This window comes from Collinsella sp. D33t1_170424_A12, from assembly GCF_015554865.1.
GTDB lineage: Bacteria > Actinomycetota > Coriobacteriia > Coriobacteriales > Coriobacteriaceae > Collinsella.
Window position 1 is genome coordinate 1 of sequence record NZ_JADNJJ010000193.1, and the last position, 13,046, is coordinate 13,046.

12 protein-coding genes are annotated in these 13,046 nt (G+C 65.9%); 9 read left to right on the top strand and 3 right to left on the bottom strand.

Translation table 11 applies throughout. The features are described from left to right. The 7 genes from I2E26_RS08085 to I2E26_RS08115 all read left to right on the top strand — a co-directional run. A partial coding sequence (locus I2E26_RS08085; protein ID WP_229056514.1) for an ABC transporter permease occupies positions 1–675 on the top strand: 675 nt, incomplete at its 5' end. Between the two features lie 24 nt (positions 676–699). Next, positions 700–1,614: a glycine betaine ABC transporter substrate-binding protein gene (locus I2E26_RS08090; RefSeq protein ID WP_195420322.1), complete on the top strand. Its 915-nt coding sequence runs from the start codon at positions 700–702 to the stop codon at positions 1,612–1,614. 105 nt (positions 1,615–1,719) lie between these two features. Then, positions 1,720–2,457: an ABC transporter ATP-binding protein gene (locus I2E26_RS08095; RefSeq protein ID WP_195420323.1), complete on the top strand. Its 738-nt coding sequence runs from the start codon at positions 1,720–1,722 to the stop codon at positions 2,455–2,457. Beyond that, positions 2,457–3,095, top strand: a complete 639-nt coding sequence (locus I2E26_RS08100; RefSeq protein WP_195420324.1) for an ABC transporter permease — start codon at positions 2,457–2,459, stop codon at positions 3,093–3,095. The genes I2E26_RS08095 and I2E26_RS08100 overlap by 1 nt, the downstream gene beginning before the upstream one ends. A 149-nt stretch (positions 3,096–3,244) precedes the next feature. Then, entirely contained in the window at positions 3,245–4,615 is a 1,371-nt protein-coding gene (locus tag I2E26_RS08105) for a lysylphosphatidylglycerol synthase transmembrane domain-containing protein (protein ID WP_195420325.1), read from the top strand. A gap of 187 nt (positions 4,616–4,802) precedes the next feature. Beyond that, on the top strand, positions 4,803–5,537 hold the full coding sequence (locus I2E26_RS08110) for an iron-sulfur cluster assembly scaffold protein (RefSeq protein WP_147588018.1): 735 nt from the start codon (positions 4,803–4,805) through the stop codon (positions 5,535–5,537). 15 nt (positions 5,538–5,552) lie between these two features. Next, positions 5,553–6,557, top strand: a complete 1,005-nt coding sequence (locus I2E26_RS08115) for a GGGtGRT protein (RefSeq protein WP_147588017.1) — start codon at positions 5,553–5,555, stop codon at positions 6,555–6,557. 136 nt (positions 6,558–6,693) lie between these two features. Here I2E26_RS08115 and bilS read toward each other — a convergent pair whose 3' ends face one another. Together bilS and I2E26_RS08125 are read right to left on the bottom strand one after the other, a co-directional pair. Continuing rightward, a complete protein-coding gene (bilS, locus tag I2E26_RS08120) occupies positions 6,694–7,200 on the bottom strand; it encodes a flavodoxin family protein BilS (protein WP_195420326.1) in 507 nt (168 codons plus the stop codon). A gap of 816 nt (positions 7,201–8,016) precedes the next feature. Further along, positions 8,017–9,006 carry a D-isomer specific 2-hydroxyacid dehydrogenase family protein gene (locus I2E26_RS08125; RefSeq protein ID WP_195420327.1) on the bottom strand — a complete coding sequence of 330 codons (990 nt, stop codon included), beginning with the start codon at positions 9,004–9,006 and terminating at the stop codon, positions 8,017–8,019. A 288-nt stretch (positions 9,007–9,294) separates the two neighbouring features. On the opposite strand from I2E26_RS08125, the gene I2E26_RS09125 reads away from it, so the two are divergent. After that, on the top strand, positions 9,295–9,579 hold the full coding sequence (locus tag I2E26_RS09125) for an FAD-dependent oxidoreductase (RefSeq protein WP_229056515.1): 285 nt from the start codon (positions 9,295–9,297) through the stop codon (positions 9,577–9,579). A 54-nt stretch (positions 9,580–9,633) separates the two neighbouring features. Next, on the top strand, positions 9,634–10,143 hold the full coding sequence (locus I2E26_RS09130) for an FAD-binding protein (protein ID WP_229056516.1): 510 nt from the start codon (positions 9,634–9,636) through the stop codon (positions 10,141–10,143). A gap of 134 nt (positions 10,144–10,277) precedes the next feature. Here I2E26_RS09130 and I2E26_RS08135 read toward each other — a convergent pair whose 3' ends face one another. Next, on the bottom strand, positions 10,278–12,545 hold the full coding sequence (locus tag I2E26_RS08135; protein WP_195420328.1) for a glycoside hydrolase family 3 N-terminal domain-containing protein: 2,268 nt from the start codon (positions 12,543–12,545) through the stop codon (positions 10,278–10,280). Positions 12,546–13,046 lie beyond the last annotated feature (501 nt).

The window sequence follows — 13,046 nt, forward strand, 5'->3', positions numbered from 1 at the left end:
CCTAGCGCGCCGCATCCTCGATTGGAAGCTCCGTTGATCGAACAGATTGCAACATACTTCGCGAACAACGGCGGCCAGTGGCTGGAGATGCTCGGGCAGCATCTGGCCATCAGCGGCATCTCGCTGGCCATCGCCGCCGTCATCGCGCTGCCGCTGGGAGCGCTGTGCGCGCGCACCGCGTTTGCCGAGCGCCTGGCAACCGGCGCGGCCAGCGTGCTGCGCGTGGTGCCCAGCCTGGCCGTGCTCATCCTGTGCGTCCCCTATCTGGGCGTGGGCGCGCTGCCCGCCATCGTGGCGCTCAGCGCCCTGGCCGTGCCGCCCATGCTCATCAACACCGTGGCCGCCCTGCGCGGCCTGCCCGCCGATGTCTTGGAGGCGGCCACCGCCATGGGCATGGGCCGCGCCCGCCTCTGGCTCACCATCAAGCTGCCGCTGGCGTTTCCCGTGGCCTTCGCCGGCATCCGCACCGCGGCGAGCGAGGTGGTGGCCTCGGCATCGCTGGCGGCCTATATCGGCGCGGGCGGCCTGGGCGTCCTCATCTATACCGGCATCGGCGCCATGCGCTTCGACCTCCTGTGGATCGGCGGCCTTTCGGTGGCCGCGCTCTCCTTGGTGGTCAACCGCCTGCTCGCGCTCGTCGACGCGCGCGCCCGGCGCTGGCAACGCGCCGCCTAACACCCCCTTCACGAAAGGAATCCCATGAACACCCCCATCACCCGCCGCGGAGCCCTTGGCCTTATTGGCACCTCCGCGCTCTCGCTTCTTGGCGCTGGCACGCTGGCCGGCTGCTCCAACGGCGGCGGCGCGAGCGGCGCCGGCACCGTCACCGTGGGCTCGAAGGCCTTCACCGAGGGCGTCATCCTCTCCGAGCTCTACGCGCTCGCGCTGGAAGACGCCGGCATGAAGGTCGACCGCGCGTTCGAGATCTCCGGCTCGCTCATCCACACCGCGCTGGTGGAGGGCGACATCGACCTCTACCCCGAGTACACCGGCACCGGCCTTATCTCGGTCCTCAAGATGGAGCCGCAAACGGACCCCGAAGAGGTCTACGCCATCGTAAAGGACGAGTACAAGAAGCAGTTCGACCTGGTATGGCTGGAAAAGTCGCCCGCAGCAGACGGCCAGGGGCTGGTCATCCGCACCCAGGCCGCCAAGAAGCTCGGCATCAAGACCATCTCGGACCTGCAGGCGCACGCCGGCGAGCTGCGCTTCGCCAGCCAGGGACAGTTCGACGAGCGCCCCGACGGCCTCCCCGCCCTGGAGGCCACCTACGGGCCGTTCGCCTGGGCCGAGCACGAGGTCTACGACGAGGGCCTGAAGTACCAGGTCCTGGAGAACGACCAGGCCGACGTGACCCCCGCCTACACCACGGAGGCCCAGCTCACCAACGACGCCTTCACCCTGCTCGAAGACGACAAGCGCGTATGGCCGCCCTATAACGTGGCCCCCGTGGTGCGCGCCGAGGTCCTTGCGGCCAACCCGGGCATCGAAGAGGCCCTGGCCCGCGTGGACGCCGCCCTCACCACCGAAAAGCTCACCGCGCTCAACGCGCGCGTCGATATCGACAAAGAGGAATACGAGGACGTCGCACGCGAGTTCTTCGAGAGCCTCTAGCGCGCACAGGGCCGCTACGGGCCACGTGCCCGCCGCGGCCCGCCGCACTCCCCTCCCCGCGCCGGCCCCGGCCGCGCCCGTCCCATCCCGGATCAAAGGAACGCCATGACCCCTGCGGTTGCATTCGAAAACGTTACCAAGCGCTTCCCCGGCGCCAGCGCGCCGGCGCTCGACCACGTCACCCTGTCCATCGACCCCGGCGAGCTGGTCTGCGTGCTGGGCACCTCGGGCGGCGGCAAGACCACGCTGGTCAAATGCATCAACCGCCTCTGCGAGCCCGACGAGGGCGCGGTGCGCGTGCACGGCGAGGACGTGCGCGGTACCGACCCCGTGGAGCTGCGCCGCCGCATCGGCTACGTCATCCAGCAATCCGGCCTCTTCCCCCATATGACGGTGGCGCGCAACATCGCCTGCGTGCCCTCGATCCTCAAATGGGACCGCGCGCGCATCGAGGAGCGCGTCGACGAGCTCCTGCGCCTGGTGCACCTGGAGCCCGACGAGTTCCGCGACCGCTACCCCGCCCAGCTCTCGGGCGGGCAGCAGCAGCGCGTGGGGCTGGCGCGCGGCCTGGCCGCCAAGCCGGACCTCATGCTGCTGGACGAGCCCTTCGGCGCGGTGGACGCCATCACCCGCAAGAGCCTCCAGGACGAGCTGCTGCGCATCCATGCGGAGAGCGGCGGCACCTTCATCTTCGTCACGCACGACGTGGCCGAGGCGCGCCGCCTCGCCACCAAGGTGCTCGTCATGGACGGCGGACGCGTGCAGCAGTACGGCTCGCCCGACGAGCTGCGCGAGCACCCCGCAACCCCGTTCGTGGCCGAGCTGTTTGGCGAGGACGCCTGATGGAGACCGTCGACTACCTGATCTCGCATGCGGACCTGTTCGCCGAGGCCACGCTCGAGCACGCGGGCCTCGTGCTGGTCACGCTCGCCATCGCCATCGTCGTGGCCGCCGCGATCACGTTGGCGTGCCTGCGCTCCCGCCGTGCCGGCGCGCTGGCGGTCGAGTTGCTGGGAGCCTTCTACTCCATCCCCAGCATCGCGCTGTTCGCCCTGCTCATCCCCCTCACCGGCCTGGGCAGCACGTCGGCCGTCATCGTGATGGTGGCCTACTGCCAGTTCATCTTGGTGCGCAACGCGCTCGAGGGCCTGCAGGGCGTGTCGCCGGCCATCCTGGAGGCCGCGCGCGGTATGGGCATGTCCGAGATGCAGACCATGCTGCGCGTACGGCTGCCGCTGGCGGCGCCGGCCATCGTGGCGGGCATCCGCATGGCGGCCATCTCGTGCACGGGCATCGCCACCGTAGCCGCCACCATCAACGCCGGCGGGCTGGGCGCGGTCCTGTTCAGCGGCCTTCGCACGCTCAACGTCCCCAAGATCGTGGGCGGAACGCTGTGCTGCGCGCTGCTCGCCCTGGGCATCGACGCGCTCCTCCGCCTGGTCGAGCGCCGCCTGACCGCCCACACGCGAGCGCGCTCCTAACGCCGCGCCGAGCGGCCGCCTCGACCCCCTGTAGACATCTTTGGCGTTCTTGTGCGCTTCGTCTTTCCACACCCAAGCCGCGCCCAGGGGGTAAACTGCGAAGATACGCTTCATTACAAGCCACGACGTATCAAGCAAGGGAGGTGCCCATGGCGACCGAACCCCGGCAGGAGCAGAACACCGCGGCACGAGCCGACGGCGACCCCGCCGAACAGCAGCACGCGCACGAACGCCGCGCGCCCAAGATCTCGGTTGGTAGCCGCACCGCGGCGCGCGACCACGAGGCAGACAGCTCGTCCATGAAGCAGGTGCGCTTCACCGTGGCATTCCTGGGCATCGTCGCTTTGGGCTACATCGCCTACCTTGTGCTGAGCGGCCAGGTCGACGATTTCTTCCGCGCCCTCGTAGGCGTGGACCCCGCCTGGATCGTCGCGGGCATCGCCTGCTTCCTGTTCTACTACGTCTTCGGCGTCCTCGCGTACGCCGCCATCGTGGTGGTCGACCACAACTCGCCCGTGGGCTTCCGCGACCTCATGAGCGTCGAGGCCTCGGGCGTGTTCTTCATGCGCCTCACGCCGGGCGGCGCGGGCGTCATCCCCTCGCAGATCTACCGCCTCACCCGCGCGGGTCTGCCGCTCGCCGACGCCTCGGCCCTGCAGTTCGTGCGCTTCACGCTCTACGAGGCGGGCGAGGGCATCTTCGCCGCCATCATGCTGCTCTTCTGCGGCGACTACTTCCTCAAGACCTTCGCCGACGTCACCATCTTGGGCCTCAACGTCACCCTTATCGGCATCTTCATGTTCGCCTTCAAGTTCGTGCAGGTGGGCGGTGTGCTGCTGCTATGCCTGCTGCCCGGACCCATCCAGAAGCTGGGCACGATGGGCCTGCGGCTGGGCCGAAGCCTCCATATCCTGAACGAGGAGCGCTACGAGAAGTACCTGGACGTGGTGAACATCCAGGTCACGTCGTTCTCCCAGGCGTTTCGCTCGGCCGCGTCCCAATGGCACGTCCTGCCCGTAGTCGAGCTGCTCACGCTGCTCCAGCTGGGCTGCATGTACGCGCTCCCCTACTTCGTCCTGCGCTCGTTCGGCCTCGAGGCCGACCTGCTCATATGCCTGGCGTCCGGCTCGATGGTCGAGCTGCTGGTCAACGCCATCCCGCTGCCGGGCGGGGCGGGCGGCGCCGAAGTGGGCTTCACCTACCTGTTCCAGAACATGTTCGGCTGGCACCTGTCGGCCGGCCTGGTGATCTGGCGCAGCGTGGAGTACCTCATGCCCGTGCTCATCGCCGCGCCGTGCATGGGCATGCGCTCGACCACCGGCGAGAGCATCTACAACCGGTGGGCGCGACGCCTGGGCAACGTGAAGCACGTGGCCAGCGGCAACTGGAGCGGCATCAAGAAGCCCGCGGGCATCGCCTACAGCCCCGCCGCCAAGAAGAAGGCGGATGCTCGCCACGGCGCGCAGAAGGGCGGGGGCATCTCCGTCCCGCTTCCCAAGAACCGCTCGGACAAACGCTAGGCGCCCGCCGCGCGCGACGCCCGATGCCAACCCTCCGGATCCGGTGGCGGGCGGAGGGTTTTTATTTGCGAAGCAAGCGTGTTGAGCTTCCGCACGTCCCATATTTCGACCCATTCACCGAAATTTTCTACACGCTTCGCGGTAAACTATAAGGGCATGTCGTGTTACTACAACAGAGAGGAGAGGCATGCAGTACTCATCTGAAGTGGAGAACATGTGCCCCGTCGCTAAGGGCGCATACCACGGCCCCGCACCCATTCCCGAGGAGGGCAAGTGGGTCAAGGCTAAGGAGATCAAGGACATCTCCGGTCTCACCCATGGTGTGGGTTGGTGCGCTCCCCAGCAGGGCGCCTGCAAGCTCACGCTCAACGTCAAGGAGGGCATCATCGAGGAGGCCCTCGTCGAGACCATCGGCTGCTCGGGCATGACCCACTCCGCCGCTATGGCTTCCGAGATCCTCCCCGGCAAGACCATCCTCGAGGCCCTCAACACCGACCTCGTCTGCGACGCCATCAACGTTGCCATGCGCGAGATCTTCAAGCAGATCGTGTACGGCCGCACCCAGACCGCTTTCTCCGAGGGCGGCCTGCCCGTCGGCGCCTCCCTTGACGACCTCGGCAAGGGCCTGCGCTCCCAGGTCGGCACCATGTTCGGCACCAAGGCCAAGGGCGCTCGCTACCTCGAGCTCGCCCAGGGCTACGTCACCCGCATGGCTCTCAACGAGAACAACGAGATCATCGCGTTCGAGTTCATGAACCTCGGCAAGTTCACCGATGCCCTCAAGGCCGGCAAGACCCCCGAGGACGCCATCGCCGGCGCCATGGGTCACTACGGTCAGTGGGAGAACGCTGCCAAGTACATCGATCCGCGCAACGACGAGGAGACCCACACGGTCGCCAACGTCTTCCCCGTACACGAGTAGAAAGGGAGGGAAATAATGGCTGTTACCTTTGAAGGTTACGAGCGCCGCGTTGAGAAGATCAACGCCTGCCTCGCCGAGAACGGCATCGCCTCCCTCGAGGAAGCCGAGCAGATCTGCCTCGACAAGGGCGTAAACGCTCGCGAGATCGTTCACGACACCCAGTCCATCGCGTTCCAGAACGCCGAGTGGGCCTACACCCTGGGCTGCGCCCTGGCCATCAAGAAGGGCGCCAAGAGCGCTTCCGAGGCCGCTTCCCTGATCGGCGAGGGCATCCAGGCCTTCACCGTTCCGGGCTCCGTCGCCGAGGACCGCAAGGTCGGTCTGGGCCACGGCAACCTGGGCGCCATGCTCCTCTCCGAGGACACCGAGTGCTTCGCCTTCCTGGCCGGCCACGAGTCCTTCGCCGCCGCCGAGGGCGCCATCAAGCTGGCCCTCAACGCTAACAAGGCCCGCACCAAGCCCCTGCGCGTCATCCTGAACGGCCTCGGCAAGGACGCCGCTCAGATCATCGCCCGCATCAACGGCTTCACCTACGTGCAGACCGAGTTCGACTACTACACCGGCGAGCTCAAGGTCGTTAACACGATCCCCTACTCCGATGGTCCCCGCGCCGCCGTTAACTGCTACGGCTGCGACGACGTCCGCGAGGGCGTTGCCGTTATGTGGCACGAGAACGTCGACATCTCGATCACCGGTAACTCCACCAACCCCACGCGCTTCCAGCACCCCACCGCTGGCACCTACAAGAAGGAGCGCCTCGAGGCTGGCAAGAAGTACTTCTCCGTCGCTTCCGGCGGCGGTACCGGCCGTACCCTGCACCCGGACAACATGGCTGCCGGCCCCGCCTCCTACGGCATGACCGACACCATGGGCCGCATGCACTCCGACGCCCAGTTCGCCGGCTCCTCCTCGGTGCCCGCGCACGTCGACATGATGGGCCTCATCGGCATGGGCAACAACCCCATGGTCGGTGCCACCGTCGCTTGCGCCGTCGCAGTGAACGCCGCCCTCAACGCCTAAGAGCGTCTTGCCTCATCGAGCTGCATTGCAAGCTCGTCCGAAGCATGAACAAGGCCGCCATCCTCACGGATGGCGGCCTTTTTATTACCTAATGAAGCCTGCAGACGGAAGCACGGATCCGGGCGAACTCGCCGCGCTATCGCGCCGGCGTGGCCAGCACGGCCCGCCTCAGGTCTGCGAGGTCGTCGTCATCGGGATGCGAGAGCGCGGCATCGAAGTTGGCGATCATGGCGTCGACCTGCTCTGCCGGAGCTCCGCCCTCCCGCATCGCCTCGTAGCGCTTGCGCACGGCCGGCCCCATCTTGCCCTGGCACATGAAGGCGCCCACCACGGTCACGGTGCTGGGCACCAGCTTGAGCACGCGGGCCATGATCTGGTCGAAGTACGCCTGGGAACCTCCGAAGCCCGCCGTTCCAAAGAGGAATACCTCCTGGTCGCCAAGACGGGGAAGGAACAGGGCGACCTCCTTGTCGCACGTTCCCTTGTCCGTCCAAAAGCCAACGTAGATGCGGTCGGCCGCCAGGGCTTCGTCGCACGGCGCACCCATGTAGATGCATTCGCCGCCGTCCACCGCCTCGCCTACCGACCGCGCGAGCAGCTCGGTGTTGCCGGTCTTGCTGCCCCATACGATCGCGTACCTCATATGCGCGCTCCTCTCTTGATATGCTGAACGACCTTGCGCTTCTACCCATTACCCGGCATTCGAACGCGCCGTGCGAACATGTACCGCCATCACCGCCGACCGCGCACACGCTCGAGCCGCGGATAGCCATCATTCGCGCCCAGGGAGCCCGCAGGCTCACACGGGTTCAAGAGGAATGCGCGTGATGGGAACCAGCAACCGCTGTAGCCTGCGGGCTGCGCCCCTCCCCGCTGCGACCTCGGTGTCCTACGCGCCGGGCTCGGTTTCAGCCACGGTCCGCTTTCGCCCATGAATCCGCAGCGCATGTCCGGGTCACCCGGGGTACGAGCCTGCCAACGGGGCGCACATCCCGGCATCGTCGCGGTCGCTACGGCGCACATCCCGGCATCGCTCCGGTCGCTACGGCACACATCTGGGCATCGTTCCGGCCGCCGCATGCCACACAAATGCAATCTTGCCGACTTTTCCCATCCTTTTTCAAAGACCTCAAATAGACAACCTTTTCACCATTTTCTACACCGCGCTTACCTGGGGTTTTATAAACCCTCTCATTCGGTATATAATTCATTTTTCATTTTTGATGGGAAAAGTCGGCAAGATTGCACGCAGGTCTTTTGATTTCGCGTTGCAACCGCCCGAAACGGGGCTCCACAGCCCGCTCACCCGACAGATAGCGCTGCGGTTGCCGTACACATGCACCCCATAGTTGCAGATGGGCTCGCACGACGGCGGGCTCGCACAGCAACGGGCCCCCACCATGTGGGGGCCCGCCGATAACGCGATCGTTCATACAAACGAGCAGGTACCATGCGACATCTACAGCTCGGTGTCGCACCGCCCCGTCGCCATGGCCACGACGCCCCCGACGCCCTGCTCGACCATGGAGTCCACGTCCACATCGGTGTAGAACGCGATGTGCTGCGTGAGCACCACGTTGGGGAACTGGCGCAGATAGGCCATGTCGCGGTTGGCAAGGATATCGTGCGTGCGGTTGACGTGGTAGATGCCGTCCTCCTCGGCAAATACGTCCATAGCCAGGGCGCCGATCTTCCTCGACTCGATGCCGTCGATAAGCGCGGGAACCTCCATGAGCTCGCCGCGGCTCACGTTGACGAGTACCACGCCGTCGCGCATCTTGGCCAGGGCGCCCGCATCGATGATGCCGCGCGTGGCGTCCATGAGCGGCATATGGAGGGTGATAAGGTCGCTGCACGCATAGAGCTCGTCGAGCTCCACATAGGTGACGAGCCCGCGCTCGGCCAGGTCGGCCGCGGGATAGGGGTCGTACGCCAAGATCTTGCAACCGAAGCCCGAGAGGTACTCGATAACCGCGCGGCCGATGCGCCCGGTACCCATCACGCCCACGGTGAGGTTGCGAAGCTCGCGGCCCTGCAGGCCGGCGAGCGAGTAATCGTTCACCTGCTGGCGCCAGAGGGCGGGCTTGTACTTGCGCAGCGCGATGAGCATGAGCATCACCGCGAACTCGGCGACGCCGTACGGCGGATAGGTGGTGTTGCATACGCGGATGCCCAGCTTACGAGCGGCATCGATATCGATATGGTTGAAGCCGATGCTGCGCGTGGCCACGAAGCGCACGCCGCGCTCATGCAACCGGGCAAGCATGGCCTCGTCGAGCGGGCTCTTGTTCACGATCACGACGGCCTCAGCGCCGTCGAGGGTGTCGAGGTTATCCGGGCGAAGCGTCTCGCCCGTAGACTCGAGCTCGAAACCCGCGGGCAGCGCGGACACCACGCGATCGAGGACGGCGCGCTCGTCATCGCGCAGCTCGTAGAGCTTGATCTTCATAGGGACCTCCATAGATGTCCGGGTACATATCTACGCCCATGTATACCCGAAAGCCCCGCGCATGAACAAGTTTCAGGCAGTCTTGACGCGAAGGATCGAGCAGACGCAGACCGGCAGGCAAGCGGCCAAAAACCGCCCGGTCCCAAGCGGAGCCGTGACGGATGCGCATGCGAGCGTGCTCGACTCGGCGCCGCACGCGGCAAGCCGGAATCCACCCGCATATCGCGCGGCGGGCACCTGGGGACGCACGCCTATACTCGAGTCGTTCCCCAACGAGAGGATGAGGTCATGATGCACTCATGCGACGTGCTCGTCATCGGCTCCGGCATCGCCGGCGTCATCGCCGCCATCGAGGCGGGCCGCGCCGGCGCGCGCGTCGTCCTGGCAAGCAAGGGCCGCCTGTTCTCGGGTTCGAGCTTCTTTCCAGGCACCTGGGGGCTCGGCCTCATCGCCCCCGCCGACGCGGACGATGAACGCGACCTGATGCGCACCATCCTCGATGTAGGCTGCGGGGCAGCAGACCCCGCCCTCGTCGAGACGTTAGTAGACGGGCTGCTGCCCGCGATCGACTGACTCGAATCGCCCGGCGTCGAAGGGCTCTACGCATGCGGCGAGATCACCGGCGGCATGCACGGCGCCGACCGCATCGGCGGCCTCTCGAGCGCCAACGGCGTCGTTTTCGGCCGGCGCGCGGGAGCTGCCGCCGGCCGCCATGCCCTTGCGCCCACAGGCAACCAGACACCCGATTTCGACCCGCAGGAGCACCTCGCTAAGCTCGACCTCGCTGTAAGCCCAACAGCCGCTCAAACCGCCTTAAAGGACCTTGCAGCCGTCATGCAACGCGCCGCCATGATCGATCGCTCGGATGCCGGGCTCGCAGCCGCTCTCGAGCGCGTCGTCGAGATTCGACGCGATATCGCGAAGCGCTCCCGCACCATCGACGCCACGGATCCATCGGCAGGGCTCGCCCCCATCGCACGCCGCGAACGAATCCTCAACCAGCTGGTCCTTGCCAGCAGCATGCTCGCGGCCATGAAGGCCCGCCCCGAGAGCCGCGGCGCGCACAGCCGCACGGACGCGCCCGCGCAGGACCCGGCCCTTGCTGCCCCATCGCTCACCTGGCTCGAACGCGCATAGAGCGCAACGTCGCAGCCGCCGGGATAGCCGTATCCCATTGCAAGAAAAAGGCGCCGAGGCCCGCTTTCACACGGGACCTCGGCGCCTCGATCATACGGCGTCGCGCTCTCGGCGCATGCCGGAAGCGGGGACGGTTACTCCTCGTCGGACTGGTCCGCGCCCTTCATGCCTGCGGCAACGGCGGCTGCGCCCATAACGGCGGCTGCACCCATCATGAAGGTAGCGGGATCGCCCGTCTGCGGCAGAGCGCCACCGCTGGGCTTGCCGGGCTTGCTCGAGCCGCCCGTCGTGCCACCCGGGGTACCCGGCTGCGGCTGGGGCTGGGGCTGCGGCTGCGGCTGGGGCTGCGGCTGGGGCTCGGGCTCGGGCGTCGGCAGCCAGCTCTCGGGCTTGAGCTTCTCGTAGAACAGGCCGGTGCCGAACGGATAGACGATCTTGTCCGTATCGATGACGGTCTTGCCCTCCACCAGCTTCGTGCCGAAGACATCGACCGGCAGCTTGCCCTGGGCGTCATGGCCGCCGAAGATGACCTCGACGCCGGCGGGCACGTTGGGACCGAAGGCCGCATCGGGCATGAGCGCCTCGGTGGGATCCATGCCCTTGTTGCCGTACGCGGCCACCACAGCGGGGGCGTCGGTGTACATGGCAACGTCGTAGGGCTTGGAGATGCTCAGGACGGCGCAGGGCACGCCGGCCTCCTTGGCAGCAAGCGAGACGCGGGTGGGCACGAAGGTGCTACCCTTGGCGACGACCTCGGGGTTGAGGTTGTTAGCGGTGCCGACCTCGGAGATGACGACGACGTAGTTCGCGCCCTTCACCTTCTCGCAGATGGTAGCGGCGGCCTCGTTCATATCCTTGTACGAGCTGGCGTAGTCGATGGTCTCGTACGTCATATCGCTCGGCAGGATCTTCTCGTCGATCAGGCGACGCATGGAGAGCTCCATACCGGGATGCTCGTTGGCCCACGCCGGGACCAGCAGCACGTGCTCGCCGGGCTTGACGCGGAACGGCAGCACGCCGCCCTCGTTCTTCACCACGGTCACGGCGTCGGCAGAGATCTCGCGCTCGGCGGCGCGGTTCTCGTCGGAGCCCACCTTGGCCTGGGCGACAGGCAGGCACTCCTCGTAGCTGCCAGTGTCCTGGGCATAGGACAGGATGCCGCGGCGCTTCTTGAGCTCGAGGATGCGCTGGACGGACTCGTTGAGGCGCTCGTCGGTGATCTCCTGGTCGGCCTCGAGGTCGTTGATCATCTTACCGAGCTTCTCAAGGTCGGCGGTGGTGCGAAGCACCATGGGCATGAGGGCGATGTCGACGCCCGCCAGGAAGGCGCGCTTCACGGCATCGGTCTCGCCGAAGTTCTTGGAGATGGCGTCCATGTTGAGGGCGTCGGTGATGGAAACGCCCTTGAAGCCCATCTCGGTACGTAGGATATCGGTCATGAAGATCTTGGAGAGCGTAGCGGGGATCTCCATCTCCACACCCTCCTGGCCCGCGACCGGGACCTTGCTGGTCTCGATCTTGGGATACTGGATGTGCGCGGTCATGACCATGTCGACACCAGCGGCGATAGCGGCCTTGAACGGCACGAACTCGCAGGCCTCGAGCTCTTCCTTGGTCTTCTCGATGCGCGGCAGGCCCACATGGGAGTCGGTCGCGGCGTCACCATGGCCGGGGAAGTGCTTGGCGGCGGTGGCAACGTTGTACTCCTGCATGCCCTCGATCATGGGGACGCCCAGCTCGGACACGAGGTCGGGGTTGCTGGAGAAGGAGCGCAGGCCGATAACCGGGTTGTTCGGGTTGTTGTTGACGTCGAGCACCGGCGCGAAGTTCACGTTGAGCTTGAGCGCGGAGAGCTCGCGGCCGATGACCTCGCCGGCAAGGCGGGAGTTGTCGACGCTGCGGGTAGCGCCCACAGCCATGTTGCCGGGCAGCGCGGTACCGGAGCCAAGACGGTAGACGATGCCGCCCTCCTGGTCGATGGTGAGCAGCAGCGGGATATCGCCGAACTGCTCCTGGGCGGTATTGCGAACCGCGGCGTCCTGCATATCCATGGCGAGCTTGAGGGTCTGCGGGGTCTCCTTCACGTTGTTCGCGAAGAGGATCACGCCGCCGAAGTTATAGCGGTCGATGGCGTCGGCGACCTCGGCGGGCAGCACCGTCATATCCTGCTCGGACCCGTTGACGGTCCACTTACGGAAGTCGGGCATGATCATCTGCTCGATCTTCTGACGGCGCGTCATGCCGGCGAGGATCTCCTCCACCGAGCCGGCAGCGGCGGCAGACGTCTGGGCGACGGCGTTGCGCGGACGCGCGGTGAGGCCCAGGGTCACGGCCAGCGCGGCCGTTCCGGCAAAAAGGCCGCGACGGGTTACGGCGCGGTCCGCCTGCAGGTTATGCGACATACAAATCCTCCTTTTTTGTTGCGCATGACTGCATCAGATAGCACTTTATACAGATAAAGCAGCCATAAGAGTCACGCATATGCAGAATTGCATCAACTACTAATTGAACAGAATGTTTTACATTTCGTATAAGTCTGTATCGGTAGACGGTAGGTTTTCGACCGCAAACGAAACATAGACTCGACCGATAGGTAGAAAAGCGCGCGGCAACGTGCGCTGAATCGCTATACATCATCCGATATTATCCTGTAGAAATATGCAAACAGGGCTACATGCCGACAGCGCCGAGGCCACATCCCGAAAACGCGCACCGCGCCATGACTCGATGCACGCTCGTCCCGCTGCCGCAGGGCCCGCAGACGAACGCCACCGAGCCAACGCGATAGATAATAAAAAAGCCCCTTGGGAGGGGCTGGAGATTACGATGGTGGATCGTCAGGGATTCGAACCCTGGACCTTGGGATTAAGAGTCCCCTGCTCTAGCCAGCTGAGCTAACGATC

Coding starts and splice junctions, on each gene's coding strand:
- I2E26_RS08125 (WP_195420327.1), bottom strand. CDS start 9,006: ATGAAGATCAAGCTCTACGAGCTGCGCGATGACGAGCGCGCCGTCCTC.
- I2E26_RS08090 (WP_195420322.1), top strand. CDS start 700: ATGAACACCCCCATCACCCGCCGCGGAGCCCTTGGCCTTATTGGCACC.
- I2E26_RS08100 (WP_195420324.1), top strand. CDS start 2,457: ATGGAGACCGTCGACTACCTGATCTCGCATGCGGACCTGTTCGCCGAG.
- I2E26_RS08095 (WP_195420323.1), top strand. CDS start 1,720: ATGACCCCTGCGGTTGCATTCGAAAACGTTACCAAGCGCTTCCCCGGC.
- I2E26_RS08115 (WP_147588017.1), top strand. CDS start 5,553: ATGGCTGTTACCTTTGAAGGTTACGAGCGCCGCGTTGAGAAGATCAAC.
- I2E26_RS09130 (WP_229056516.1), top strand. CDS start 9,634: ATGCACGGCGCCGACCGCATCGGCGGCCTCTCGAGCGCCAACGGCGTC.
- I2E26_RS08110 (WP_147588018.1), top strand. CDS start 4,803: ATGCAGTACTCATCTGAAGTGGAGAACATGTGCCCCGTCGCTAAGGGC.
- I2E26_RS08105 (WP_195420325.1), top strand. CDS start 3,245: ATGGCGACCGAACCCCGGCAGGAGCAGAACACCGCGGCACGAGCCGAC.
- I2E26_RS09125 (WP_229056515.1), top strand. CDS start 9,295: ATGATGCACTCATGCGACGTGCTCGTCATCGGCTCCGGCATCGCCGGC.
- bilS (WP_195420326.1), bottom strand. CDS start 7,200: ATGAGGTACGCGATCGTATGGGGCAGCAAGACCGGCAACACCGAGCTG.
- I2E26_RS08135 (WP_195420328.1), bottom strand. CDS start 12,545: ATGTCGCATAACCTGCAGGCGGACCGCGCCGTAACCCGTCGCGGCCTT.